The following is a 24,206-nucleotide window of genomic DNA, read 5'->3' on the forward strand; positions in this document are numbered from 1 at the left end:
AGAATCAACAGTCGATTGCCCAAAAATGTTAGGGCTGCATAAAAAAGTGATCAAATTAAAATAAAGGACCTCTTATTTGGTTCTGTCATTGCATTGACACCTCTTAGGAAGAGGTGTCCCCCATGCGAAGCCTGGTAGTTTCAGCCTTCATGATCCTGCTAGCATTGCCTGCAGCCGCGCAAATTGCGTGTGGCGGTGCTTTCCTGGACACCCGCACGTCTCACTTTGAGTCACTTTGGCGTCAATCACGAGTCACGGAAACTCAAGTCTATCAAGCTGCCAAATCCGATGTTCTGGGGGACCGCAACTTATCCACGAAAGCCAAAATGGCTGCGGCTGAGTTCTTTAACATTTTTCAGCTAAATAAAGACTATCGACAAGAACTGACCATTGAAATCCAGCGCCGCGACTACAAACGCGCCTTGGAAAAAATGGGTGTCCAAGTCAAGTTGGACCCGATGACACTTCTGCGCCACAATGCTCACTACTTCCGCCTTTTGTTTTCTCTTGGGGCCAATGCCGGTCTTAATTACCTCAGCTATCAGTATCTCGGGTCTGCCGGGTTTATTGTATCTGTCCCGCACTTCAAATTCTTCCGCCCAGAAAAAATTCCTGATGCGGTCCTTGTGGAAATCCTGACCCAGCCCGAAGGCGGTCCGTTGACAAAGGCCTATGTCAGTTCCCGGGTTCGCCACGGGGCCGACGTTGTCGTTTCCAGTCTGAATAAGTATATATTCGTAGGCCTGCTTTCCTGGCTGACCGTCTTTCATCATCAAGTCATTACTGATCCCACTGCTTACATCGAGAATCAGGCACTCATGTCCGCCTCAATCATGACCAAAGCAGTTTACGAACAAAACATAAAAACCATTGCTGGTCTTGAGTTCAAGCTTCACGAGTTCCAGACAACCGGCCAAAGCGAAAAGGCCGAAAAAGCTCTGCTGCTGATCGAAAATATAAAGAAACAAAATTTTGAAATTTTAAATATAAAGTAAAAAAGGAGATTAAGATGAGAAAAGCAATGTTGATGGTTCTGGCCAGTGCGATGATGGCTCAATCCGTTCAAGCTCAGGCCTACGCGGCGACGCCCCAGAGAAGTATCGCCTCTGAGGAAGCCATGAGCCCTCAGGCACTTGCCGCCGTGAAAGCAATTAAAAGCCAATCGCTGACACTTCTGCAGTCCGGCAAGTCAGAAGTGTCCCCTGAAGACCTGCAGGCCCTTTCAGCAGCGACGGCTGGATTAACCGCTGAACAGCGTCTGGAAGTTCTTCAGGCAGCCCTCGTGCAGCTGCAACGACTTCACTACTATCTGTCTATACAGGCAGGAGAAGGCAACGAATCCACGATTGGAGGCGCGCTGGTGTTGAACACCGTGATCTCGGGATGCCTGACTGCGATCATGTTTGTCAATGACGATGCAGCCAAGCCCAGCATGCTAAAGTGGATTGGTGTCGTCGTTGCTGCAGCCAGCGTCGGTGGTCTTGTCACAATGATAGTCAAAGGCAACCCAGAGCTGGATCGTCTGGAAAATATGACAAAAGAACTGACCAATGCACTGATGCAGGCAAGCAGATCCACGATGATGCAAATCGATGCCGAAGCCTTGAACTAACAGAAAATTATTTGTTGCAAGAGGGTTGGCGCTCCTGAGCCCAACCCTCAAGGCCTCTACTGAGAAACAAAAAGGAGCCCGGCTCATTTTTGTCGAAATTTCCAAGTTCCTGTCGGTAAAAGCAGCCAACGTTACCAATATGTATTCAAGGGTCGTTCATAGTATACCGAAATATACATCATGATTACCCTGGTACGTGTCTCACTCTGGAACGCCATACTTATACTGGTATCTCTCGTGATAACGGGCTGCACGCTTGATTTGCAGCTTGTCCCTACCAGCATCGCATTGCCGTCAGAGGCTCCTCCGATCAACCCGTCTCCAACTCCGACTGGCCCTTCTTTAAGTGTCACAGCCCCCCCTGAAACTAATGGCACCGTTGCAACAAGCTTTGTCTATACAGTCACCTATTCAGACGCCACAGCTGTCGATCTAAAGAACACTGACATCACTCTGAATGGGCCCGAGACCGCGGGCTGCGGTGTGGTTGTAACCAACGGAACTACGATGACACCGACTGTGACCATCAGTGGTTGCAGCGGCGATGGACCTCTGAATATCTCCATCGCTGCCGGCACAGCTGAAGATGGCGACGGGACTCTGGCTCCGGCATTTGGCCCCTCAACCAATGTTTTTATTAAAAACTCTTTCATCATGACAATCGATACCAGCAAAGGGAATGGCGCAAATTCGATGGAGCTGCCCCTGAATGGCTGGTCCGGATACGATTTCATGGTTTATTGGGGTGACGGCAGTTCAGATCCTGTTGATTCAGCCACATGGAATCCAATGGACCCGCCGATTTCACATAACTACTCAGCCGGCGGTGTTTACGACATCAAAATCAAAGGTGAGATGCCTTGGTTCCGCTTTGCCGGTGGCGGTGACTATCTGAAAGTCATCGATGTGAAGCAATGGGGCATCAATCAGTGGGGTTCGATGCAGATGATGTTTGCTGGATGTGAGAATCTGCAGATTACCGCCACAGACAAACCGGATCTGACGAACGTGACCGACATGCGTGGTTTATTTATGATGGCAACAAACTTCAACAGCCCGATCAACCACTGGGAAACAGGTACTGTTGAAGACATGAGCAATATGTTCATGGGTGCCGAGTCCTTCAATCAGCCCATCGGAAACTGGGACACATCCAGCGTGATCACAATGAACAGCATGTTCAGCGATGCCCTGGCCTTCAATCAGAACATCAGTAACTGGAATACTGCCAACGTCACAGACATGGCTAGAATGTTTATGGGGGCCCTGACCTTCAATCAGCCTCTGACTAAATCTGGAAGTTATTGGGATACGTCCAAAGTCACGGATATGACATCCATGTTCCAAAATGCGGATGCCTTCAATCAGCCATTGGCAAGCTGGGTCTTTGCAACGCCAGGCTTGACGACAATGGAGCAGATGTTCTTCGGAGCGGATTCTTTCAATCAGGATATCAGCGGGTGGGTCCTGCCTGCGGGCGTGAACAACACCCTCTTCGATCACCAATCCAATCCAGCCTGGGACGGCAGTAAAAAGCCGACATTCCCTTAACTAATTGGCGTAAGGGACCAAGGACTTAGCCAGCTCCACGATCATGCCAAATTGCTTCTGAACGCTGATATAAATACCCTCGTCGGTGCAGCGTTCAGTGTCAGCCGTCGCGGATTCTGACGATCGTGTTGTTTTCGAAGCGATCCCCACCACATAGGTCTGCCCCTTGATACGGGCAAAGGCCGGCCCTCCGGAATCCCCCTGACAAAAACCTTTGCCCTGAGACTGCAGTACCCGGAAACGGTTTTCATTCTTTGCAAATGCCGACACCGTCAATTGAACCGACCTCAGTGTGTTCCCGCCATCACCATTAATGTCAGACCAAACACCATTGGTGCGCCCATAGCCGGCCGCAAGTACAGACCGTAAATCCGCCAGAGAGTGATCCATCAGGGGGGTGATAATGATGTCCTGGGGCAGCTGCTTTTTAAGCTTCAAAATCCCAAAGTCATAATCCTGATCTCCGGTTTTGTACGGTTCCGCCACAACAAAAGTTTCTTCGGCATAGGCCAGATGCTCTCCGGCTTTGGTTTTAAATTCAACCGTGCGTAAATATCCATCGGGAGTCTTCAGACAATGAGCGGCCGTCAAAACCAGCTGTCGACTAAGTGGAATCCCCGTGCACTGAAACACGTCATTCATTTCCACCTTCTGCCCGTTTATAACCTCGATCCGGGTGTTATAGTAAGTGCGCACACTGACAACCATCTGGGACAGGTCACTTTGAAAAGAAGCCGAAGTCCCACCGATTATACCCTGCCCTGGTTCTGATTCCACGACGGACGCCTGAAAGCTTTCCGGGCTTTCCTGGCAGTTGATTAAAAGAAGTGAAAGAAGCATTAACAGTTTTTTCATAGGTTGCCTTCGTGAGGCTTATAACATCCTTGCCAGTCTCGTGCCCGCGCGCCCGGATCTTAGAAGAACTATAAGCCGCTTTTGGCAACCCCTGGCTGTCCAGCAACTGAGCGAGGCACCAGAAGTGTCACCGCCTGACAGATTTATGTGAAGATATTTCTCAAATAGCCTCTAAATCACATTCAGTTCTATTCCTGCGTTGGCAGAGTTCTTGTACTACCCGTTGCCACGAGGTGAATGGAAATGGATACACAACCTGTTCGCATATTCCTTGCGATCACATCCTTGATTTTGGCAGGCGGGCTTTCGACGGCAAAGGCGCAAAGTCCTCCTTATTCTGGAGCGATGCCGACACAAGGCCCAAGTACGCTTGATTATTTAACGGCAGTCGACAGCCTTAGTGCGGCTTCCATCCGTGAAGCTCTGCTAACCGTTTGGCAGCATGGGCTGAATCCATCTGTCTATTGGAGCAATGAACTGGAGCAATCCTTCCTGCGAGGAACTCTGGATGCGGACTTCGACCGCCGTCAGATTCTGGCCGTCTATGTAAAGGCCCTGCGTGACGTTTATGCCGGTTCGGTCAACCCAACAGGCCTGGCTTCAGATATTAAAGTCAAAAAGAAGGACTTCCTGACAGCCGAGCAGGTTCGTCTTGTTGTTTTGAGCAGCCAGAGCAATGCAAGACTGGCCCTTGATAAATTGGCTCCGCAGTTTTCAGTCTATCAGTCCCTGAAGATGGCGATGCAAAAGCTGTATCCGTTGATGGAAGCCGGTTTGTGGGAATCCATCACTCCGGCCAGGAAGCCGTTGTCCCTGGGCAAAAAAGATCCCGTCATTATCAAACTGAAAGAACGTCTGCGTCAGTTGGGTTATCGCATCGACAGCATGAACGACACTTTTGATCAGGACATGCTGATAGCGATCAATGACATTCAACTCAATCTGAAAATGAAACCCGACGGAGTGATTTCACCCGGCGGCCGCACCTGGAAGTTCTTCAGCGTTTCCCTGCCGGACCGCCTCAGGCAGTTGCAGGCGGACATGGAACAACTTCGCTGGTTCCCGCAGCATCTTGAAGACCGTCATATTTTTGTAAATACGGCGTTTTCACACTTCATGATGACCGACAAAAAGAACAATATCTCGATGAGCTTCAAAGCGATCAACGGAACCGCGGAACGAAAAACTCCAACGCTTCGGGATCGTATCACCTTCCTGGTTATGAACCCGACGTGGACCATTCCACCCACAGTGTTCCTGAATGACAAGGTTGAAATCCTGAAGAAACTCGACACCAAAGGCATTCGCAAGTATTTCACTGATAACAGATTTGAGGTGTACACGGCTGACTTCAGTCGAACCATTGACCCGACCAGCATTGACTGGAAGTCGATCAAGTCCTCGAGCGTGAACTTCTATATCAGGCAGAAACCGAGCTACAACAATGCTCTGGGTGTTGTGAAATTCATGATGACCAACCCCTATGCGATTTATCTGCACGACACCAATCAGCGCGACTTGTTCGGCGAAGCCCAGCGCCTGCGCAGCTCAGGGTGTGTGCGCTTGGAAAAACCGCTGGATCTGGCCGAATATCTGCTTGCAGGAACGCAATGGTCGCGGCCGCAGATTGAAAACTTCGTGGTTAAAGAAGGTCAATTGGTCGATCAAGAAACCCGTGTGGATCTTAAAGAGCCCATGCCGGTTTATTTAGTACCTGTAACTTCCCAAATGAACTCGGACGGTGTTATCCGTTTTGTGGAAGATGTTTACGGACACAATCAGTTAATTCTATCTCAAGTAAAAGGATTAGGACGGTAATTATGGCAAAATTTCTTTTCATCGCGAGTCTATTTGTAGCTTTCAATGTTGTGACGTCACAAGCAAGCGCCACTGTCAGCGCCGGCGCGGCCTCGCAACTGTACGTTACTGGAGTGGTTGAACACGTCGAAGCCATTGAAAATGAGGCCATGGTAAAACTGGTGGGCCTGCCAAAGCTTCTGATCATCAAGAATCTGATGAGTTTTCCTGAAGCAAAGCTGCACCTGTTGACGGAATCTCAAGAAACCCGCGTGCCTTTGAAGCTTAAAATCAACGGCAACAACCAGATTCTTGACGTTATCAATCCATAACGGAGGACCTGATGAAGACCATTTATTTCACAGCGGCCAGCTTGGATGGGTATATTGCTGATCCCAACGACTCTCTGGAATGGCTCTTCAAAAACGGCCCCACGGACATCAGTTTCATCGACACTTTTGTAAATACGGTGGGCGCCCTGGCCATGGGCACATCAACGTACAAGTGGATGCAACAGCATGCCGACGAGTGGCCTTATAAAGTCCCCTGCTTTGTCTTTACCCATCAGAATCTTAAACCTTTCCCCAACGCTGACATCCGTTTTGTTCAAGGGGATGTCGCCAGCCACCACAAAGAAATGCAGAAATTAGCGAATGGAAAAAACATCTGGGTTGTGGGCGGTGGAGATCTGGCCGGACAATTTTACGACCACGGACTTTTGAACGAGATGCACATACAAACTGTAGCCGTCTTTTTGAATGCGGGAAAAAAGCTTTTCGCTCGCCAGACGGACACAGCATTTAAGATCAAAGAAATACGCCAGCACGGAGACACTTGTGTCGAGGTCATTTACTCTGTGATACCTTAAAAACCAATCGGTTAAGAGGGGCCTCCGCCAGCCTCAGCCTCGGAGACAGACAGCTTCTCAGATTCCACGACAGTTCCATCCTGCCTTACCTCGCGAATCACTGCCGCATCAGAACCCTGCGTGGTCACGACCCCGTGAAGATTGCCATTGTATTTAAAGAGGCCCACAGCTTTAGTGCCGGCCTGGCTGCTTAGAAGCTTCGTTTCAAACGTCATATCCGGCTTAAGCTCGGCGTAAGAAGCTTTATCACTGCCTGAATCCCAGACCGAGAAATAGATTTTACCACCGGACTCCACCACTCCAGAGACACTTTCGTAATCTCCTGGATCCTCAGGCAGCGGTGTTCCGATCAAAGTTCCCTGATGATCCAGCACAGCGAAATCCCAGTACTCACTGCCCTCGTGACTGATCACGAAGTAGCCACCGATATAGATTCCACTCTGATTGACGTATAAGGTGTAAATGTCGTCATTGCCAATATCAACAACGACCTCGTTGGAAAGCACCGAATCCAGCAAACCGGTATTTAAATCCAGAGCCACCAGTTTTGACGCAGAACTGACCGACATGGGCTCTATATCTCCCGCCCCGCCATCTTCGGCATCTTCGCCAACGACGAGATTATTGCCGATCATGTACAGCTTATTGTTATAAAGGCTCAGGCCCGAGACATTTCCCGAAACCGCAACCGGCAAGGCCAATGATTTAAATTCATCATTGATATCAAGAACAACAAGGCCTTGTTGTTGAACTCCGTTGACCTTCCCAAAGAAGCCCCCTGCATAAAGCTTATTTCCATGAACGGCCAATCCGCGAATACTAACTATGTCATTGGGGCCATCACTCTCACCGTCAAGGCTTAACACAGTCGAGATTTCAAGTTCCTGTCGGGTTGCCATTGACTCGGCATAAAGACCGCTATGAGCCGCCGACCCAGCGACTCCGTTGCCCGCAGCACCTAAAGCGAAGAATCCATCTGAAACGGCGGCCAACGTTTCCGAGCTAAGAACGCTCTGATAATACGTTTCCGTTAAATCACTACGTTTCAGCTCCAAGAACTGCGAACCCACCGCCAAAGCGATTCTTTCCTCGTTCACCGCCCAACCAATCTGGCTCGGTGGGATTCGATCGGTGTCCCAAGGCATAACTCTGGTCACCTGATTGGTGGAAAGATCATAGGAACAGATGTTCACCAAATTATTCTCGAATTCCACTAAGGCCAGGAGGTAAAGCATATTGCCATAGGCCTTCACATTGGGTGACCCAAGAACACCGCAGGCCGAGATATCAAATGCCCGAGGGGTTAAAACGCCACTATTGATTGTATACAGCTCAGAAGACTCTGAACCCATGTGATATGCCAGAGGCTGGCCTGCACCATCCACCAACAAGCTGGCTGGAGAGTCAAAACCCGTTGGCTCAACAAAGACTGTCTGATTCACATAATCCAAATCCACAACAATACGTTCAGTGCCATCCTTGGTTCCAACCAGGACAACCTTGGTACCCGCCACGATGACATCATCCACGGACAGCAGATCCAATCCATCTGCAACAATACTAGCCGGCAACAATGAGCCATTCTCCAAATTCAGAATCGCAACATTTCTGCCATCTTCCATGGCCATTGGGACGCCACCTTCTTCTTCTTCTTCTTCTTCGGAAGGCTGTGTGTAATAGAGGGGACCAGCTAAAATCAGCTTGTCATTTTTAATGTGCAACCAAGCGATCTGCCGTTTTTGTTCAAGAAGGGAAGGATCATAGTAAAACGCAGGCGCAACAAAGGAATTATCCAAAGCCCAGTCAGTCGTAAATCTTTTGATATGCATTTCACCAGAATTAGCCACCGTCATAGCGACATAGAAACGTCCAGCAGAATCCTGCACCAGGGCGTGGGCCTCTTTCAACGAGACGGGCAAAGAGACCGCCTGACCACGAGGATCCGAAGACAAGTTCGTCACGCCACTCTGACAGGGGCCTACCTTAGTAAAGTCACCGCCGTAATAGCGAATTCCGTCCGCTTCAAGAACAGTGCGAATGGCACCGCCCTCGAAACAAAGCTTTCCATCAAAGGACTGGATGGGATTCTCAGTGTCCGGCGAGTTCGGCAACAAAGAAGGATGTTGAGTTAAATTCAGGTCAAGACTGCAACCGGATAGAAGTGCCGCTAGAAGAAATACAAAAGATGAGTACACATACGTTCTGATCATGAAGAACTGTTCGGCATTTCAGTAGGCCTACTAAATCCCCCATGAAGGCTATTATATGAAACATGCCGATTACTCATGTTCCAAACGGAATGACAAGGGTCCGCTTTGCGCTATTGTCCTGTGGCTAGCGCGACAGCCACAAATTCACAGCTTATTCAGCGTATAAAACGCTATAACCCACAAGGTTGCAGTCTAAATCCAATGCAAAGGCTTCCTGAAACCAGCCGCTGTGCAGGGAACCGCTGTTAACATAAAGATAGGCATCCTTGGAAAATGGACCAATTTGCCCTTGTGCTCCCCGACGAGCATCCCCTGCCTGCAGAGTACCTACCAGAACCGGAGACGAGGGACGATCGCTCGGGTGTCCGTGCTGGGCTGCGATCTCAGAAATTTGTAAATCACAGTTGGCCGTAGCAGCCTGAGATGCCAGGACCAGAGAGAAAGACAAAAAAGCAAAAGCGACTTTGTTCATCATGTTCTTACCTTTGTTAAGGAGCTATTAGCCTCTGGATTTAACTGACTTTCGGGCACCCCTCAAGTCAGGAGATTGTTCAGAGACTTCTGCCTATAAGAAGTTCAGGGGACCGGCTTTTTAAAATACATATCTTTAGCCAGGTTCTCCAACCCCGCTGGAGATTCCTGCCAGACTTTGAACATCGCCTGACCTATCTTGTCCGGAACAATATCCAAAACCTCTTTTTCGACATGGGCCAAGATACTGTCTGCAACCTCGGCCGGAGAGGTCATATCCATCTCGGCACCTTTATTCATGTCCGTATCGATGGCACCCGGATTCACAGCATGAACGGCAATACCGTACGGACTAAGTTCGATACGAGCCGCCTGAGTCATCGAATAAAGTGCCGCTTTGGAAGCCGAATATCCCGCGATAAAGGGAAAATTCACGAACTTGGCTATCGACACGATGTTCACGATGCGACCGTCGCTGTTGCGCTTAAGCACAGGAACGAAGGCCGTCATCACATCCATCGTCGAGAAATAATTCACCTGCATGTCACGGAGGAAGCCGTCCCTATTCCCTTCCAAAAAACTTCCGGCATGAAGAGTGCCGGCATTGTTAATCAGGATCTGCACGTCGGCGGCGGCAGACACGGCTTCGTTTATTTGCTCCCGGTTGGTGATATCCAGTTGAACGGGAACGACACGCGGGTCATCGTTTTTCGGTAATTTGTTTTTATCTCTGGCGGCTGCGTAAACCTTGGCGACACCCCGACGGAGGCAGGCCTTGACTAAAGCGGCACCGATTCCGCGGTTGGCTCCGGTGATAAAAACATTCTTTCCTTTGAAATCCATAAAACCTCCTGGTAGATCCAAGGCAGGCTAGGATATTTCAACTTAAAATACTGGCCATTTACGGACATTGTCGTCCTTCTGTTCGGACCAGAACTACTTCCCGGTGGACACGACGTAATAGATGCCGCACAAAGTGATCAGCACCGGCAATATGAAGGTCAATCCTATCACCCAAAGGGTTTTACGACGTACTTCTCTTTCTGCGATTTCGGAATCTTGAGGCGTGTCCATATCAGTCCTTTACAAAAGACAGGTCTAATTTCGGGGAATTGTAACGACACCATTATCGGAAGACAAATAAAAAGCCCCCGCTCCTTAACCTGATCCAAGTGTACAAAATGTTGCTGTCACTCAGCAGGAGCCTTGAGTTCGGCTCGTATTTCCTTGGAAGGCGCAATAAACAGTTCATCAGCAACTCAGCAATCGTAAAGGAATAAACGATGAAACAGCTTATATCTTCAATAGCGATTATTTCAATGACAGCTCTGACGGCCTTCGCCGGGGAAAGCCAGCAAGTCACCATTGGCAGTGTGTTTACCAATCTAACCACGGAGTGTGTTGAAGTCAGCGCGGCAAACCAACAATCCCCGATTGATTTCTATAATGCCGAATGCAAGGGCTTTGGCGGGTATCAATTAAACATCTCTGGGGGCGACCTTCGCTATCATCCGGAACTGACTTACGGCGGCCAGCAAATTGCCCTTAAAAACCCGTACTCGTTCCATGACGTGGCTTCAACTGAGGTGGAATGGATGTACCGCAAAACGAATTCCTTAGAGGACGGCAGCGGATCGTTGCAGTGGATTGGCTTTATCTATCGCCTGTCTGAAGCCACTGAAGATGGAATGTCGGATGTGGAAGTGGTGTATGCGGTTCGTTTGGATGGGGCGGACACCTGCTCGATTGGCACCGCCGCCACTGAAGAACAAGCACGGGCGCTTGTTCTGAGCTCAAAGGCTCGCTGCAAATAGTCTGACTCTTATTTTGTATTGTCGTGAACGCAAAAGGCCGGAAGCTTATCAAGGGGTCGATCCTGATAGTCGACGGCCCCTAGCTCTTTCAGTTCTTTGAGGGTTGTTTCTCTGACGACTCCGTCGCCGCCGCGAATTCTAAGTACCAGATGAGTATCAACGTTCGCTGAATTTTCTTTGTCGATTTTGATCTTTTTCTTGTTATCCCAAGCTACGATAGCTGTATCAACAGAGCCATCTTTCTTTTTAATCTGCACCATCATGCTGTCCAATTGCGGTTTACCAAATGCAGCAACCTGAATAACCTCTTCAAGGTCCGCCAGCTTCATGTTCAAGCCAAGTTGTTTTCCCAGAGTATAACAGAAGGAACCGGCCTCAGCTCGTTTACTGAATTTAACTTTTGAAACAGCGACAGAGTGCTCTCCGACACTGACATCCTGAGTGAATGGCAGCAGGTTCGCATGGGCGTGGAAAGCAGAGAAGTTCAAAATTAAGACAGTTGCCAACAAGACTCTTTTCATAGGGCACCTCTGCCCATTTACACTGCGAGAGTCATTCCAGCGTCAACTGCAATAAAGCTTGTTTATACAAAGCAAGCACTGTCGAAGGCGCCAAAAGGCGCCTTCCAAATTTGTTATGTCTTAAATTGAAATACGAAGCTTCTGTTGCAAAGTGAGACGCGGGTATTAAGGATTGTCTCGAGCTTTAGCTGGCAATGAGGCCACATACGCCTCTGGCAAACCCGAAGCCCGGGCTCCTCTTATCAAGGCCTCGAGATAACGTTCACTGACAGGACCATCAAGACTGCGACGACTCGGTGACGTCACAAAGGCCGTCGCCTCAAACTCTTGCCCGTCGACGGAAACACGCAGAATCGTCTCAACTGACATCCCAGTCACGACACCTTCTTTGTGCTGAATAATGGGCCATTCTTTTTCCGGAATCTCAAATAACCTTCCAAAGACAGACGAGTCTTCTTTGGCGACCAACCCGGCAACACGCCCACCCCACCAACGCGAAGGAAAATCAAAAATCAAATCGACATTTTTTGCTTCAGCCACCAGCCCCTCGGGCAGTACGAAAAACTGGTAGCTATGCTCTTCCGCCCAAACCTCGAAGGCCTGGCGATCCAAAACCCCCGAGTATGCAAAATACAATTTGCTTCCGGTTCCTTGAATTTGATTTCTTGCTTGCATCACTTTTCCGTAATGGGCGTCCATATTTGATTTCCTTCTGCTTCTAAGTATCAGGTCTTGGCTCAAAGCTCTTGCAGTGTATCCCGGATCCAAGTCATTTGGCTTTTAATATCGCCTGATTTTGGCCCATTCTTGAAAAAAATGGCGGCCCGGAGACGAGTTCAAAACGCCTTTGTGACAACAACATTCTGTTGTTTATCGCAATCAAATGTCTAAAAAAAAAGACGTGGTATCCTTCAAATTAAACCTTGCGACATCTCAACTGTCTAATAAACTTGGAGTATGAAAACGAAGCTGCTGTACTTCCTATCTTTTTTTATCTTGGCACATTCAGCGCAGGCAAAAACGGAGACTGAATTTCGCGCCGCAATTCCTGCGGGTCTGGCACCACCTCTTTTGATTGAAAAAGAAGGAAAAGTGGACGGCCTTATCGTCGACTATGTCAATGCTTTGGCAGAGGCTATGGGACGTACCGTAAGCTTCAGTGTCGTGACTCGTTATCGACTCAACAGATACATGCTGACAGGCCAGATGGATGTCCTCTGCTATACAAGCAAAATCTGGGATGACGGAGTTAAAAAATTAGATTTCTCTGAAGTTCTTTTTAACAAAAAAGAAGTTATTATTGGCCCGGCACCGATGCCAAAAAAAATAAGCGATCTGCAAGGCAAAAAAATCGGAACGATGCTTCAGTACGTTTACCCCAAGCTCGATCCCTACTTTGCGTCCGGCAAAATTCTACGCGAAGACAGCTTATCCGAAGAAGGAAATCTGAAAAAACTGCTCAATGGCCGTATCCAGTACGTCGTCACAGATCAAATTTTTTTCGATTATTTCCGTCTTGAAAATCCCGGCATTGCAAAAAACCGCGAAGCACTTTTTCTGAGAGACTACCCCATTGTCTGTTCAATCAGTCGCAAAGGGCGAATCACGAAGAAGGAAGTAGACAAAGCCATCGCTGATATTAAAAGTTCGGGAAAAATGAAGGCCTTGTTTAAAAAATACGGCAGCACGTATGTTGATTGATTTTGGGCATAAAAAAACCGAAGACTCAGCTTCGGTGATTTTGGCCATGTTTTCGGAGAAAAAATGGCGGGGTGGACGGGACTCGAACCCGCGGCCTTCCGCGTGACAGGCGGACGTTATAACCAACTTAACTACCACCCCAGTGGCGTTTCGGAGAATCTTTTATAGCCAAGTCGGACACCCCTGACAACATTATTTTTAAAAAAACTTAATATCATGGTGTCCTATGCCCTCTTTTTGGGCAAATAAAGCCCTAGCCTGCCGGTTTTGACGGGTATAATGTCTTTGCACCATCAAGGAGACCCCAAAATGAAGAATCTTTTGGCTGTAACTGCCCTGCTACTGTCCCAAACGGCCCTGGCTGAAACCATCACCTATGACGTTGAAGGCATGCATTGCGCTTCCTGCGCGAAATCCATCAAGGCTCAGGTGTGCAAAATGGACGGCCTGGAAAAATGCGATGTTACTGTCGGCAAAGTGATTGTCTCACCTAAAGCCGGTTCAACGATTTCTCAAGATCAGATTCAAGCGGCGATTTCAAAAGCCGGTGAATACAAGATCATCAACTCTTCAAAGTCCAAGTAAGATTGTGGAATCATCGAATCCCCTGATCAGGGGGTTCGATTAAAAAAAATTGACCATAGAGCGCGATGACCTGGCCGCACTTCTTTGGCATAATGATCCCATGATTAACACAGTTTCCGCATCCCCTAAGGGTCGCCTGCTTATTATCGATGATGAATTTGAACTTCTGGAAGTCCTGGCGGCCATCCTTGAAGGCAGCACCTCTGAAATCCACCGCGCCAACAACGGCATCGAAGGCATTGATCTGCTGAAAACTCGACAATTCGACGCGGTTCTTTCTGATGAAAAGATGCCAAAGAAATCCGGCCTGGAAGTTCTGAAGTGGATGCGTGAAAACGGCTTGCAGATCCCTTTTATCATTCACACCGGCTATGGTCAGAAGGACATGGTGCTGGAAGCTCAAAGATTGGGCGTGTATGCCTTTATTGACAAGCCGTGGGATGAAAACTCCCTCATTTCCACCGTGGAACGTGCCCTAAAAACTGGGATGGAGCAAAAGAAGGCCTAAAGGCCTTGTCTCCCCCACCCAAATCCCTCATCATAGAGAGCATCCGGGCCTGTGGCGCCCTAGAATAGGAACTCTCATGAACAAGCTCTTTTGGATCGACATGGAGATGACCGGTCTTGATGTCGAGAAGGAAGTGATCATCGAAGTGGCGGCCATCGTCACGGATCTGAACTTCAAGGAACTCGAAACATTTGAAACCGTGGTGAAGCAGCCCCAGAAATATCTGGACAGCATGGACGCCTGGAACACGGAACATCACAGGAAATCCGGCCTGACCGCTAAGGTGCCTAACGGAATGGATCCGGATCAGGTGGAAGCCAAACTTGTGGACATGGTGAAGAAGCACTTCCCGGATCCGAAGGACAAGCCGGTACTTGCGGGGAATTCCATCATGCAAGACCGCCTTTTCATCAACAAGTACATGCCGGAATTTGCCGGTCGCCTGCACTACCGCATGGTGGATGTGTCTTCCTGGAAGGTCATCATCAACAATAAGTTCAAATACGTGTACCAGAAGGCCAATAAGCACCGTGCCCTGGAAGACATCCGCGAAAGCATCCAGGAACTGCGCCACTATACCGATAAAATGCACTTCACGAAATAACGCCCAAACATGCGTCCACTGCGGATCTTAAGGCAGCGGACGCATGCTCATTTCTTTTGACTCGAAAATCAAAGGCCCCTACTTTCTTGTGCAGGAGCTGAATGATGCGCAAAAGTCTGCTGTTTTTGCTATGTCTGTTTCTTCCTCTGGCCAGCATTGCGGCCGAGATGGTTTACATTTACCATCCGCCGGAATCTGAAATGGATCGTCGTTACGCCTACCACTGGGATCTCTTAAAGGCGGCGTTGGAAATCACCAAGGATAAATATGGGCCCTATGTTTTAAAGCCCAGCGTGCGCATGACGGAAGACCGTCAGATGCGCGAGCTTTTGTCGAACTCGCAAAAGCTGACTGTCATGATCCGCGAAACATCCATCAAGCGCGAGCATCAGCTTGAGACCGTGCGGATCCCCATCGACAAAAGCCTGATTTCTTATCGCGTTTTGCTGATCAATAAAAAAGACAAGGCCACTTTTGCCAAGATCACCACACTGGATCAGCTAAAAAAAATCCCCATGCGCCAGGGCGAAGGATGGGGGGACAATGCCATTCTTGAAAGCGCCGGATTCCGCGTGCTGGAAGAAGTCTACTATGATCGTATCTTTGAAAATCTGGTGTTCAGCGCTCACACCACGGCCTTTCCCCGCGGCGTAACTGAGGTGCTCGAAGAATACCATGCACGCAAAGAACGCCTGCCTCAGTTGATGATCGAAGAAAATCTTTTGTTGTATTATCCCCTGCCGACTTATTTCTGGTTTCCGCAGACAGCAGAGGGAAAAAAGCTCGCCCTCCGAACCAAAGAGGGTTTGGAAAAGCTGATCCAGACCGGTGAATTTGACCGGATGTTCAACAAAGCCTATGGCAAAGTTATTGCCGATCTGAATCTTAAGAACAGAAAACTGTTCAGAATCGACAATCCCATGTTGCCAACAACGGTTCCCTTCGACGATAAGAAGCTGTGGTTTGATCCGACCAAATAAATTCGGATCAGACGGAAGGGCTGCCTTATGCCGCAGAAGAAAACCGCTGAAAACGAATCGGCCTTTAAAAACTGGATCAACGAAGCACTGGTGCGCCGTATGGCTGAACACCTGCAATATCACCACTCTGATTTCGACAGCAAAAGCTTTCAAAAGCTCAGCCGCGAACTTTCTGCGCTTGAGATGAAACCCCGTGTTCAGCTGATCCGCGGGCGCTTGCAGTCTCATCTTCCCGAAGACTACACCAAAGCCTTAAATATTTTACTCAAAGCTGTAACGAAGCCCAAACCCGGCGTTGAGCCGCTGTCAGGCTTTGACCTTTGGGCTTTCACTGAATTTGTCCAAGCTTACGGCCTGGAACATTTTGATGAATCCATGAAGGGTCTGCACACGCTGACCCAGAAATTCACCGCCGAATGGGCTGTGCGCCCGTTCCTGATCCACCGTCAGGAAGAAACACTGAAACAGCTGATGGCCTGGACACAGGATGAAAGCCATCACGTACGCCGTTGGGTTTCAGAAGGCTCCCGTCCCCGTCTGCCGTGGGGCGAACTGCTGCGCGAATTTATCAAAGACCCGGCACCGACATTAAAACTGTTGGAAAAACTGAAATACGATGAAGAGCTTTACGTGCGCAAGTCCGTGGCCAATCATCTGAATGACATCACCAAAACCCATCCAGATGTGGTGATCAAAACCCTGAAGCGCTGGCAGAAAGAGGCTCCGAAAGAGCATAAAACCAAAATTGACTGGATCACACGCCACGCTCTGAGAACGCAAGTAAAGGCCGGAAACCCGGAGGCCTTAAAGCTTTTGGGTTATCATACCGAAGCCACAGTGAAGCTGCATGATCTGACGTTGAAGCCAAAGACCGTGAAAACCGGCGGCCACCTTGAAATGTCGTTTGCTCTTACCAGCCCGAAGGATGCGACGGTTGTGGTGGACTATGCGATTCACTATAAAAAAGCCAACGGCACAAATTCAGCCAAGGTGTTCAAGCTTGCCAATAAAGAGCTGAAAGCCAAAAAGCGGATGGAGTTCACGAAAAAGCATTCCTTCCGCCCGGTGACCACGCGAGTCCTTTACCCGGGCTCGCATGTTGTCGAGATCTTTGTGAATGGAAAGAGCTTGGGGAAGGCCACTTTCCTTTTGAAGGATTAAAGGTCTTTCTTCAACTGCTCCAGGGATTTTAGAACTTCCTTGAAGCGTTCCTCTTTCACTTCCGGATGAGCCAAAGCGATCTCAATGGTCTTTTTGGCTTCATCCTTTTGTTTTAGTTCTTTCTGGATCTCGGCCAAAGTTTGCAGGTTATGAAGACGAAGGTCTTCACCCAACTCCACTGCCAGCTTGGCCTGCGGCAGGGCTTTTTCATAAGACTTGTTACGCACATAGTAGTTTGCAAGCTTCATGTGTGGCACGTAGCTGTTGGGATCAGCCTTTTCAAGCTTCAGCAGCCAGGATTCTTCAATTTCAGGAAGTCCGGCCTGACGGAAGTAATACAACGTCGCCATCACTTCGCCCGGTCGTGTTTCTGAAAGTTTCAAAGAACGCACTTCTTCCTGCAGTTCCTTTTGGATTTTTGCGACTTCCTCTTTTTGCCCCAAAGCTTCGGCAGATGTTTTCCACATGGAAAGGGCTTCCGCCCGCTCTACCGGCGCCATTGGACTGACATCCCACGCCGCCACCCATTTGACGGTGTCAGCTTTGGATTTGGTCAGGTTCTGCAGGAACTCGCAGTTGGCCTTCAGGCGTTCTTTCAAATCAGCCGGAAGTTCTTTCTTTTCATTTAGCAGGAACTCGGCCCATTCGTTGGTGGCTGTCACGCCGGTGAAACTTTGCGGCTTCAGGTCGGCCCATTTTTTCAGGATGGTAAAATACTCGTCCGTTTTTTTGTCGGCACGGGCCTTTTTTGCAGCCATTGAAGTTTCAGCCGAAGCAAAACGATCGGACTTGGAATCAATCTGACGATACCACTTTACCGAACTTTCCATATCCAGAGCATTGTAGGCATTTTCGGCCAGGGTTTCGATGGCCTTTGGATCTCCGGCCTGCGCCAGCTTTTCAAGATCCGCAGCCGACTGAAGATTCTTTTTCGCGTCTTTGATGCGTTTGGCGTAAACATCAGCGGGCGCAAAATCCAGCGCACGATAAAGCTCGGTGCCGTCGGGTTTTAAGATCAACACTGTGGGAATAGCTTTAATATTGTACTGCTTCCCGAAGGATTTATTGACGGTCATGTCAGCATTCAAAGCGACAAGCACGAAATCTTTCGTGACGTTTTTAAAGGCCTTGGTGCCAAACACCTCGGTTTCAAGACGAACACAGGCTGGACACCAAGGGGCGCCGTAATCAACCAGCAGATTCTTTTTGGACTTAGCCGCCAAAACTTTGGCAGCTTCCAGATCATTTTCGATAAAGCCGTGGTGGTTCTTGTGAACTTTGCCCGCGGAAGCTTTCACTTCCGGCTTGGCAAGGTCGACTTTTTTGACTTCACTAGCTGACTTTAATTTTCCCCCGGAAAGCACGTAAGTGATTTTATGCTCTTCACAGACGGTTTTCTTGTCGTCGCAGACATAGAAGCCAAGTTCGAATGGCTCATTTTCTTTTGCCGGCATTGCAAAGATCAGCTGAGACTCTTCTTTAACCAAAGGAGCGATCTCCGCGCCTTTCATGGCAAAAGCCGCCGGAGCTTCTTTGTTGAAATGAAAGCCTTTTTGAATGGCGCCGACAATTTTTCCGTCTTTCACGGTGAATGTGGCTTTGCCGTCCGAAAGACGACCGAATGCGGATGCCACGATGAACAGGGTTAAGATAAAACCAAGAACCTTCATAAGTCCTCCTGAATATCTTAAAACCCTATCACGGCGAAGGCAGATAACAACGCCTACACCGCCGATGCTGCGGCGTAGATGTAAAAAGTCACCAGGCACCTTTTTTAGAAGCCTTCGGTGGTTCCTACTTTGCCCCAGTCGTCCATGGAATCGGTTGCGGGGGCTTTGCGTGGAGCTGCGGCGACCGGTGCCGGGCGTTTCTTGGCGGACTTGATGTCGATGGTCTTGGCCTTTTCCTGCACACTGCTCACAGCGGCTGCAATTTCACGGCGCACGCCTTTGATGGTGTAGGTCAACAGGTCCACGACTTTATCCAGCTGCTGGGCTTGCGCTGACAGCTCTTGTGAAGCGGCGGCAGCTTCTTCCGAAGTCGCTGCGTTCACTTGAGTCACCTGATCCAATTGGTTCATGGCCTTACTGATCTGAGCAACCCCGTTGGACTGCTCTTCACTGGCACTGGCAATTTCAGCGTTCAGGCTGGAAACCTTCTGGGCTGACTGCACAATTTCACCCAGCACTTTACCACTTTGCTGCGCCTGATTGGCACCACGGTCGATTTTCTCGACACTGCCTTTGATAAGCTCGGTGATATCCTTGGCCGCTGAAGAACTGCGCTGAGCCAGATTGCGAACCGCTTCCGCCACAACCGCAAAGCCTTTCCCCTGCTCGCCCGCACGCGCCGCTTCGACTGCCGCGTTCAGCGCCAGCAAATTCGTCTGGAAGGCGATGTCGTCGATCACATTGATGATCTCTTCAATACGTTTGGAATCCTGGGAAATCGCCTGCATGGAGTCCATCAGGGAATGAATCTCTTTGTCGCCCCGGCTGGCAACCTGACTGGTTTCGCCAGACAAACGCGCGGCCTCACGTGCATTGTCCGCGTTGATTTTGATCATGGATGTCAGCTCTTCCAGTGTTGCCACGGTTTCTTCCAAAGACGCCGCCTGTTCGGATGAAGCTTCCGCCAATTGCTCTGAAGAAACCGAAATCTGCTGGGACGCCCCGGACACTTGTGTGGAGTTTTCAGTCAGATCCGAAATCACACGGTTGATACTCACACTCAAAGCACGCAGCACCACGAACGCACAAGCAATCCCAAACAACAATGCACCCAGCACCGTCCCCACAAGGATATTGCGGGATTGGACATAAGAAGCCGTGGACGCTTTTTGTTCAGCCTGCATGCGCTCGTTATTGCTTTTCACCATGCCGTCGACAATCTCAGTTCCACGCACACGAACATCACGGCCTTTGGTGACCAGGATGTTAAGAGCTTCCTTGTCGTGTCCCTGATCATAAAGTTCAGTGACTTGCTGGTTCAGTTCAGTCCATTCCTTATATACAGCTTCAAACTCAGCAATATGCTTTAGCCCCGCTTCATCCGCCAGTGCTTTACGCTCTTCAAGAATCCCGGCCATCTCTTTATGACGTTCACCAATAAACTTACGAGCCGCATCCCGAGCAGGACTGCCGGCCGGATTCAAAGCAAAGTTTCTTTCATTAATGACTTGAGTAAGGAAGACTTCCTTCATCATGTGATCCCGATCAATTCGAGGCACCGTGATGTTCGTAATATGAGTCAAAGTAGAATTCAGATTCCCAAGACTGCGCCAGCTCATCACCGCAATCAAAGCAGAACAAATCACAAGGATCCCAACAATCACAGACACTTTAAAATTCAAACTTCGTACGTTCATGATTTCCCCTTAATGGGGGAATGTATCGGGCCCGGATTAAATAAACCTAAGGAACAAACCCGTTAAATTATTTTGATTTCGATTCTGAAATCTCAAGATCTTCAATAAATTCCAATTTCAAAACACCACAAAAATTCTTAACAACACAAAAAAAATTCTACTCTACTCCCCCATCCCCACACAACCAAGCTGGTCACCAGCAAGGGAAGAGGGGCTGTCAGAGCCGGAAACCGAGTTCCACAGCGCATGTCAAAAATGCATATAAGAAGTAGATCGTAAGAGAACAAAAAAAAGGGAGCCATGATGGCTCCCTTTGCGCGAGGACTGTCTGAGCGTTTCCGGCTCTGACAGCCCCTCTTCCCTTGCGGGTTGATTAGTAACGGTAGTGCTCAGGCTTGAACGGGCCTTGAGGACTCATGTGCAGGTACTTGGCTTGTTTGGAGGAAAGTTTAGTCAACTTCACACCCAATTTATCCAAGTGCAATGCCGCCACTTTTTCGTCCAGGTGTTTAGGCAAGCGGTAAACTGCGATGTCCTGGTACTTGTCACGGTTCATGAACAATTCCATTTGCGCCAACACCTGATTGGTGAAGGAGTTGGACATAACGAAGCTTGGGTGGCCCGTAGCGCAACCCAAATTCACCAAACGGCCTTTAGCCAGGATGATGACTTGTTTGCCGTTTTTCAAAGTGTGGATGTCCACTTGAGGCTTCACTTCACGCATTTTGGAGTTCTTGTTCAACCAAGCCATGTCGATTTCGATATCGAAGTGACCGATGTTGCACACGATCGCGTTGTTTTTCATTTTCATGAAGTGCTTGTCAGTGATGATGTCGCAGCAGCCAGTCGCTGTTACGAAGATGTCACCCAATGGAGCTGCATCTTCCATAGTCGTCACTTCGAAACCTTCCATTGCCGCCTGAAGCGCGCAGATTGGATCGATTTCAGTCACAAGAACGCGGGCGCCCAGTCCACGCAAAGAGTGCGCAGAACCTTTACCCACATCGCCGTAACCTGCAACAACGCAGATCTTACCGGCAACCATCACGTCCGTTGCACGTTTAATACCGTCAGCCAAAGATTCGCGGCAACCGTACAGGTTGTCGAATTTGGATTTGGTTACAGAGTCATTGATGTTGATCGCTGGAACTTTCAGCTTACCTTGTTTTACAAGGACTTCCAGGTTGTGAACACCGGTGGTTGTCTCTTCAGAGATACCGATGATTTTCTTCATTTCTTTGGCGAAACGAGGCTCGTGCATCATGTTCGTCAAGTCACCACCATCGTCAAGGATCATGTTGTAGCCTTCTTTGCCCCAACCCACGATGGTTTGTTCGATACACCAGTTGAATTCTTCTTCAGTCAGACCTTTCCAGGCAAATACTGGAATACCCGCTGCCGCGATAGCCGCTGCTGCGTGATCCTGAGTAGAGAAGATGTTGCAAGAAGACCAGCGGATTTCCGCACCCAGCTCTACAAGCGTTTCGATCAGAACCGCTGTCTGGATAGTCATGTGAAGGCAACCAGCGATACGAGCGCCTTTCAAAGGCTGCTGTTTTTTGTACTCTTTACGAAGAGCCATCAAACCTGGCATTTCAGTTTCAGCAATCTTGATTTCTTCACGACCCCATTTAGCAAGCTTTGCGAAAACCTCTGGGTTTTCCATCGCTTCTTTGCAGACTCTGTAGTCAACAGCAGGAGTTTTAGCAGCAGTTTTAGCTGCAGCAGGAGCTTTCATTTTAGCATTTTTCTTCATAGCGGTTTTTCCGTTCGTCGTAGTCAATGACATTTGATTGAAGTCCTTGTCTTAGGTTTTAAAAATTATGGTAAAGTTAAGATTTCATATCCAGTATCCGTCACAAGAACTGTATGTTCAAATTGTGCGGACAGTAGACTATCTGCAGTATGATAGTACTTAATGCTGCTTCCTGGAATGTCGAATTCGATGATTTCGTCAGTCCCTTGGTTCACCATCGGTTCGACGGTGATACAGTGGAACGGCACCAGGCGCTCGCCCTTGCCCTTTTTGCCATAGGACGGAACAAACGGCTCTTCATGGAACTTGCGGCCCACACCGTGCCCGCCGATCTCTTTCACGGCCACATAACCCTTGCGGGTCACAAGCTTGTTGGTTTCAAAACCGATGTCCCCGGTATAACCGTTCGGTCGAATCGCTTCGATACCGATATCACGCGCCATACGGGCGGTTTCCACCAGGTCCTTGGCTTCTTCAGAAACGTTACCGATCATGTACATCTTGGAAGTGTCCCCAAAGAAACCATCAATCCAAGCAGTCACGTCGACATTGATAATGTCCCCATCTTTCAAGATAGTTTTGTCATCAGGAACGCCATGGCAGACAACTTCGTTGATGGAAGTACAAGTGTACTTAGGATAGCCGTGATACCCCAGACATGCGGACTTGGCACCTTTGGTCGCCATAAAATCGAAGCAAAGCTGATCGATCTCGTTCGTGGTCATACCAATTTTGATATATTTATCCAGGTAAGTGAGCGTGTCGGCCGCAATACGGCAGGCAACAGTCATCTTTTTGATTTCTTCCAAAGAAAGCGGATTAATTCCCATAGAGGATGGTATAGCACAGCCCCCCACCCTTGAACAGACCAAAACCCCAACTCCCAGCAGGGAAAATCCAAGCCCACCTTGGATAAAATCAGCCGTTTCCCCTCTAAATTCGAGCTAATAACCCACCCCCACCAAGGCGACGGCGAAAGCCCAGCCAAAAGCGAACCCGCAAAGCGGAAGCAATACCCGCAACGACAAAGTCGAGCCCAAAAGGCGACCCCGCGAAGCGGAAGCCCACAGTACACGACGGGACGAGGGGCTGGTCAAAAAGGTCCATATACAAGGCGGAGGGCTGCCCTCGCAGCGGAGGCGTACCCATGGTACGTCGGAGCGAGAAGGCAGTCCGACAACGCAGGAGATGGGCCTTTTTCACCAGCCCCGAAAAGAAGGCAAAAAAAAAGCCTAGGTTTTACCTAGGCTTTTTTCCCCGTTTTAAACGACCTACTACTTAAGGTGTTTAGAAACTAGTTTAGTCATGTCGAACATAGAAACTTGAGTTTTGCCGCCGAAAACTTCTTTCAGTTTTGCATCAGCATTGATGTTTCTTTTGTTCTTAGTGTCTTGAAGGTTGTTCTTCTTGATGTAAGCCCAAAGTTTTTTAACAACTTCAGTACGTGGAAGTGGAGAAGCACCAACAACTGCTGCCAAAGCTGCAGATGGAGTCAACGCTTTCATGAAAGCTGCGTTTGGTTTACGAGCAGTTTTTGCTTTTTTAGGAGCTGCTGCTTTTTTTGGAGCTGCTTTTTTAGCTGCTGCTTTAGGAGCGGCTTTTTTAGCTGCTTTTGGAGCTGCTTTTTTTGCTGCTGCTTTTTTAGGAGCTGCTTTCTTAGTTGTAGCTTTTTTTGTAGCTTTTGCTTTTGCCATTCGAAATTCCTCCGTTAGGTTTTTAGTCTTGTTTATCTCGAATGAGCTTAGTGTGTATCCAAGTCCAGTCGTTTGTCTAAAGAAAAATGCAGGGGAAATCATTTTTTTTTCGCACAGGAAGCGGAAAAGACCCCGTTTTCCCCTCTAAGAC

Annotated in this window: 24 protein-coding genes and 1 tRNA gene; 13 read left to right on the plus strand and 12 right to left on the minus strand. The window is 48.8% G+C overall.

Annotated features, from left to right (window positions below):
• The first annotated feature begins 122 nt into the window (after positions 1-122).
• The 3 genes from ACNQKP_RS12690 to ACNQKP_RS12700 all read left to right on the plus strand — a co-directional run bounded on the left by ACNQKP_RS12690 (position 123) and on the right by ACNQKP_RS12700 (position 3,163).
• Complete coding sequence (locus ACNQKP_RS12690; RefSeq protein WP_417865047.1) at positions 123-995, plus strand: hypothetical protein; 873 nt, start codon at positions 123-125, stop codon at positions 993-995.
• Between the two features lie 14 nt (positions 996-1,009).
• A complete protein-coding gene (locus ACNQKP_RS12695; protein ID WP_417865048.1) occupies positions 1,010-1,612 on the plus strand; it encodes a hypothetical protein in 603 nt (200 codons plus the stop codon).
• A gap of 237 nt (positions 1,613-1,849) precedes the next feature.
• Positions 1,850-3,163, plus strand: a complete 1,314-nt coding sequence (locus ACNQKP_RS12700) for a BspA family leucine-rich repeat surface protein (RefSeq protein WP_417865049.1) — start codon at positions 1,850-1,852, stop codon at positions 3,161-3,163.
• On the opposite strand, the gene ACNQKP_RS12705 is transcribed toward ACNQKP_RS12700, so the two are convergent.
• On the minus strand, positions 3,164-4,018 hold the full coding sequence (locus ACNQKP_RS12705) for a trypsin-like serine protease (protein ID WP_417865050.1): 855 nt from the start codon (positions 4,016-4,018) through the stop codon (positions 3,164-3,166).
• A 243-nt stretch (positions 4,019-4,261) separates the two neighbouring features.
• On the opposite strand from ACNQKP_RS12705, the gene ACNQKP_RS12710 reads away from it, so the two are divergent.
• From ACNQKP_RS12710 to ACNQKP_RS12720, 3 genes are read left to right on the plus strand one after another with little or no spacing between them, the layout of a single operon-like run.
• Complete coding sequence (locus ACNQKP_RS12710; protein WP_417865051.1) at positions 4,262-5,836, plus strand: L,D-transpeptidase family protein; 1,575 nt, start codon at positions 4,262-4,264, stop codon at positions 5,834-5,836.
• 2 nt (positions 5,837-5,838) lie between these two features.
• Positions 5,839-6,147, plus strand: a complete 309-nt coding sequence (locus ACNQKP_RS12715) for a hypothetical protein (RefSeq protein WP_417865052.1) — start codon at positions 5,839-5,841, stop codon at positions 6,145-6,147.
• 11 nt (positions 6,148-6,158) lie between these two features.
• A complete protein-coding gene (locus ACNQKP_RS12720; protein WP_417865053.1) occupies positions 6,159-6,683 on the plus strand; it encodes a dihydrofolate reductase family protein in 525 nt (174 codons plus the stop codon).
• An 11-nt stretch (positions 6,684-6,694) separates the two neighbouring features.
• Here the strand turns inward: ACNQKP_RS12720 and ACNQKP_RS12725 are convergent, their stop codons facing one another.
• The 3 genes from ACNQKP_RS12725 to ACNQKP_RS12735 form a co-directional block, all read right to left on the minus strand.
• The gene (locus tag ACNQKP_RS12725; protein WP_417865054.1) at positions 6,695-8,893 is read right to left on the minus strand and encodes a hypothetical protein; all 2,199 of its coding nucleotides are present in this window, start codon (positions 8,891-8,893) and stop codon (positions 6,695-6,697) included.
• A 151-nt stretch (positions 8,894-9,044) separates the two neighbouring features.
• Positions 9,045-9,368 carry a hypothetical protein gene (locus ACNQKP_RS12730; RefSeq protein ID WP_416481004.1) on the minus strand — a complete coding sequence of 108 codons (324 nt, stop codon included), beginning with the start codon at positions 9,366-9,368 and terminating at the stop codon, positions 9,045-9,047.
• 101 nt (positions 9,369-9,469) lie between these two features.
• Complete coding sequence (locus ACNQKP_RS12735; protein WP_417865055.1) at positions 9,470-10,207, minus strand: SDR family oxidoreductase; 738 nt, start codon at positions 10,205-10,207, stop codon at positions 9,470-9,472.
• 440 nt (positions 10,208-10,647) lie between these two features.
• Here ACNQKP_RS12735 and ACNQKP_RS12740 point away from each other — a divergent pair, with 440 nt between their 5' ends.
• Complete coding sequence (locus ACNQKP_RS12740; protein ID WP_417865056.1) at positions 10,648-11,178, plus strand: hypothetical protein; 531 nt, start codon at positions 10,648-10,650, stop codon at positions 11,176-11,178.
• 8 nt (positions 11,179-11,186) lie between these two features.
• Here ACNQKP_RS12740 and ACNQKP_RS12745 read toward each other — a convergent pair whose 3' ends face one another.
• Entirely contained in the window at positions 11,187-11,699 is a 513-nt protein-coding gene (locus tag ACNQKP_RS12745; RefSeq protein WP_417865057.1) for a hypothetical protein, read from the minus strand.
• 165 nt (positions 11,700-11,864) lie between these two features.
• On the minus strand, positions 11,865-12,398 hold the full coding sequence (locus ACNQKP_RS12750) for a gamma-glutamylcyclotransferase (RefSeq protein WP_417865058.1): 534 nt from the start codon (positions 12,396-12,398) through the stop codon (positions 11,865-11,867).
• Between the two features lie 258 nt (positions 12,399-12,656).
• Between ACNQKP_RS12750 and ACNQKP_RS12755 the strand changes: the two genes are divergently transcribed.
• Positions 12,657-13,400: a substrate-binding periplasmic protein gene (locus ACNQKP_RS12755; protein ID WP_417865059.1), complete on the plus strand. Its 744-nt coding sequence runs from the start codon at positions 12,657-12,659 to the stop codon at positions 13,398-13,400.
• A 64-nt stretch (positions 13,401-13,464) separates the two neighbouring features.
• On the opposite strand, the gene ACNQKP_RS12760 is transcribed toward ACNQKP_RS12755, so the two are convergent.
• A tRNA-Asp gene (locus tag ACNQKP_RS12760) sits at positions 13,465-13,541 on the minus strand.
• A 168-nt stretch (positions 13,542-13,709) separates the two neighbouring features.
• On the opposite strand from ACNQKP_RS12760, the gene ACNQKP_RS12765 reads away from it, so the two are divergent.
• The 5 genes from ACNQKP_RS12765 to ACNQKP_RS12785 all read left to right on the plus strand — a co-directional run bounded on the left by ACNQKP_RS12765 (position 13,710) and on the right by ACNQKP_RS12785 (position 17,238).
• On the plus strand, positions 13,710-13,985 hold the full coding sequence (locus tag ACNQKP_RS12765; RefSeq protein ID WP_417865060.1) for a heavy-metal-associated domain-containing protein: 276 nt from the start codon (positions 13,710-13,712) through the stop codon (positions 13,983-13,985).
• Between the two features lie 100 nt (positions 13,986-14,085).
• On the plus strand, positions 14,086-14,493 hold the full coding sequence (locus ACNQKP_RS12770) for a response regulator (protein ID WP_417865061.1): 408 nt from the start codon (positions 14,086-14,088) through the stop codon (positions 14,491-14,493).
• A 76-nt stretch (positions 14,494-14,569) separates the two neighbouring features.
• Complete coding sequence (gene orn / locus ACNQKP_RS12775) at positions 14,570-15,097, plus strand: oligoribonuclease (protein ID WP_374028132.1); 528 nt, start codon at positions 14,570-14,572, stop codon at positions 15,095-15,097.
• A gap of 101 nt (positions 15,098-15,198) precedes the next feature.
• Complete coding sequence (locus ACNQKP_RS12780) at positions 15,199-16,077, plus strand: hypothetical protein (protein WP_417865062.1); 879 nt, start codon at positions 15,199-15,201, stop codon at positions 16,075-16,077.
• A 27-nt stretch (positions 16,078-16,104) separates the two neighbouring features.
• Positions 16,105-17,238, plus strand: a complete 1,134-nt coding sequence (locus ACNQKP_RS12785) for a DNA alkylation repair protein (RefSeq protein ID WP_417865063.1) — start codon at positions 16,105-16,107, stop codon at positions 17,236-17,238.
• On the opposite strand, the gene ACNQKP_RS12790 is transcribed toward ACNQKP_RS12785, so the two are convergent.
• The 5 genes from ACNQKP_RS12790 to ACNQKP_RS12810 all read right to left on the minus strand — a co-directional run bounded on the left by ACNQKP_RS12790 (position 17,235) and on the right by ACNQKP_RS12810 (position 24,055).
• Positions 17,235-18,908, minus strand: a complete 1,674-nt coding sequence (locus ACNQKP_RS12790) for a thioredoxin family protein (protein ID WP_417865064.1) — start codon at positions 18,906-18,908, stop codon at positions 17,235-17,237. The two genes, ACNQKP_RS12785 and ACNQKP_RS12790, sit on opposite strands and share 4 nt — an antisense overlap.
• Before the next feature lie 104 nt (positions 18,909-19,012).
• Complete coding sequence (locus ACNQKP_RS12795; RefSeq protein WP_417865065.1) at positions 19,013-20,605, minus strand: methyl-accepting chemotaxis protein; 1,593 nt, start codon at positions 20,603-20,605, stop codon at positions 19,013-19,015.
• A 373-nt stretch (positions 20,606-20,978) separates the two neighbouring features.
• Positions 20,979-22,361, minus strand: a complete 1,383-nt coding sequence (gene ahcY / locus ACNQKP_RS12800; RefSeq protein WP_417865066.1) for an adenosylhomocysteinase — start codon at positions 22,359-22,361, stop codon at positions 20,979-20,981.
• Positions 22,362-22,426: 65 nt separating this feature from the next.
• Positions 22,427-23,191 carry a type I methionyl aminopeptidase gene (gene map, locus ACNQKP_RS12805; protein WP_417865067.1) on the minus strand — a complete coding sequence of 255 codons (765 nt, stop codon included), beginning with the start codon at positions 23,189-23,191 and terminating at the stop codon, positions 22,427-22,429.
• Between the two features lie 444 nt (positions 23,192-23,635).
• A complete protein-coding gene (locus tag ACNQKP_RS12810) occupies positions 23,636-24,055 on the minus strand; it encodes an SWIB/MDM2 domain-containing protein (protein WP_088565741.1) in 420 nt (139 codons plus the stop codon).
• Positions 24,056-24,206 lie beyond the last annotated feature (151 nt).

The sequence above is a fragment of the Bdellovibrio bacteriovorus genome (assembly GCF_048286975.1).
In the GTDB taxonomy this organism is placed as follows: Bacteria; Bdellovibrionota; Bdellovibrionia; order Bdellovibrionales; family Bdellovibrionaceae; genus Bdellovibrio; species Bdellovibrio bacteriovorus_H.

Bases quoted from the DNA above. Each gene is read 5' to 3' on its own strand.
- ACNQKP_RS12690 (WP_417865047.1), top strand. From the start codon at position 123: ATGCGAAGCCTGGTAGTTTCAGCCTTCATGATCCTGCTAGCATTGCCT.
- ACNQKP_RS12695 (WP_417865048.1), top strand. From the start codon at position 1,010: ATGAGAAAAGCAATGTTGATGGTTCTGGCCAGTGCGATGATGGCTCAA.
- ACNQKP_RS12705 (WP_417865050.1), bottom strand. From the start codon at position 4,018: ATGAAAAAACTGTTAATGCTTCTTTCACTTCTTTTAATCAACTGCCAG.
- ACNQKP_RS12710 (WP_417865051.1), top strand. From the start codon at position 4,262: ATGGATACACAACCTGTTCGCATATTCCTTGCGATCACATCCTTGATT.
- ACNQKP_RS12715 (WP_417865052.1), top strand. From the start codon at position 5,839: ATGGCAAAATTTCTTTTCATCGCGAGTCTATTTGTAGCTTTCAATGTT.
- ACNQKP_RS12720 (WP_417865053.1), top strand. From the start codon at position 6,159: ATGAAGACCATTTATTTCACAGCGGCCAGCTTGGATGGGTATATTGCT.
- ACNQKP_RS12725 (WP_417865054.1), bottom strand. From the start codon at position 8,893: ATGATCAGAACGTATGTGTACTCATCTTTTGTATTTCTTCTAGCGGCA.
- ACNQKP_RS12730 (WP_416481004.1), bottom strand. From the start codon at position 9,368: ATGATGAACAAAGTCGCTTTTGCTTTTTTGTCTTTCTCTCTGGTCCTG.
- ACNQKP_RS12735 (WP_417865055.1), bottom strand. From the start codon at position 10,207: ATGGATTTCAAAGGAAAGAATGTTTTTATCACCGGAGCCAACCGCGGA.
- ACNQKP_RS12740 (WP_417865056.1), top strand. From the start codon at position 10,648: ATGAAACAGCTTATATCTTCAATAGCGATTATTTCAATGACAGCTCTG.
- ACNQKP_RS12745 (WP_417865057.1), bottom strand. From the start codon at position 11,699: ATGAAAAGAGTCTTGTTGGCAACTGTCTTAATTTTGAACTTCTCTGCT.
- ACNQKP_RS12750 (WP_417865058.1), bottom strand. From the start codon at position 12,398: ATGGACGCCCATTACGGAAAAGTGATGCAAGCAAGAAATCAAATTCAA.
- ACNQKP_RS12755 (WP_417865059.1), top strand. From the start codon at position 12,657: ATGAAAACGAAGCTGCTGTACTTCCTATCTTTTTTTATCTTGGCACAT.
- ACNQKP_RS12765 (WP_417865060.1), top strand. From the start codon at position 13,710: ATGAAGAATCTTTTGGCTGTAACTGCCCTGCTACTGTCCCAAACGGCC.
- ACNQKP_RS12770 (WP_417865061.1), top strand. From the start codon at position 14,086: ATGATTAACACAGTTTCCGCATCCCCTAAGGGTCGCCTGCTTATTATC.
- orn (WP_374028132.1), top strand. From the start codon at position 14,570: ATGAACAAGCTCTTTTGGATCGACATGGAGATGACCGGTCTTGATGTC.
- ACNQKP_RS12780 (WP_417865062.1), top strand. From the start codon at position 15,199: ATGATGCGCAAAAGTCTGCTGTTTTTGCTATGTCTGTTTCTTCCTCTG.
- ACNQKP_RS12785 (WP_417865063.1), top strand. From the start codon at position 16,105: ATGCCGCAGAAGAAAACCGCTGAAAACGAATCGGCCTTTAAAAACTGG.
- ACNQKP_RS12790 (WP_417865064.1), bottom strand. From the start codon at position 18,908: ATGAAGGTTCTTGGTTTTATCTTAACCCTGTTCATCGTGGCATCCGCA.
- ACNQKP_RS12795 (WP_417865065.1), bottom strand. From the start codon at position 20,605: ATGAACGTACGAAGTTTGAATTTTAAAGTGTCTGTGATTGTTGGGATC.
- ahcY (WP_417865066.1), bottom strand. From the start codon at position 22,361: ATGAAGAAAAATGCTAAAATGAAAGCTCCTGCTGCAGCTAAAACTGCT.
- map (WP_417865067.1), bottom strand. From the start codon at position 23,191: ATGGGAATTAATCCGCTTTCTTTGGAAGAAATCAAAAAGATGACTGTT.
- ACNQKP_RS12810 (WP_088565741.1), bottom strand. From the start codon at position 24,055: ATGGCAAAAGCAAAAGCTACAAAAAAAGCTACAACTAAGAAAGCAGCT.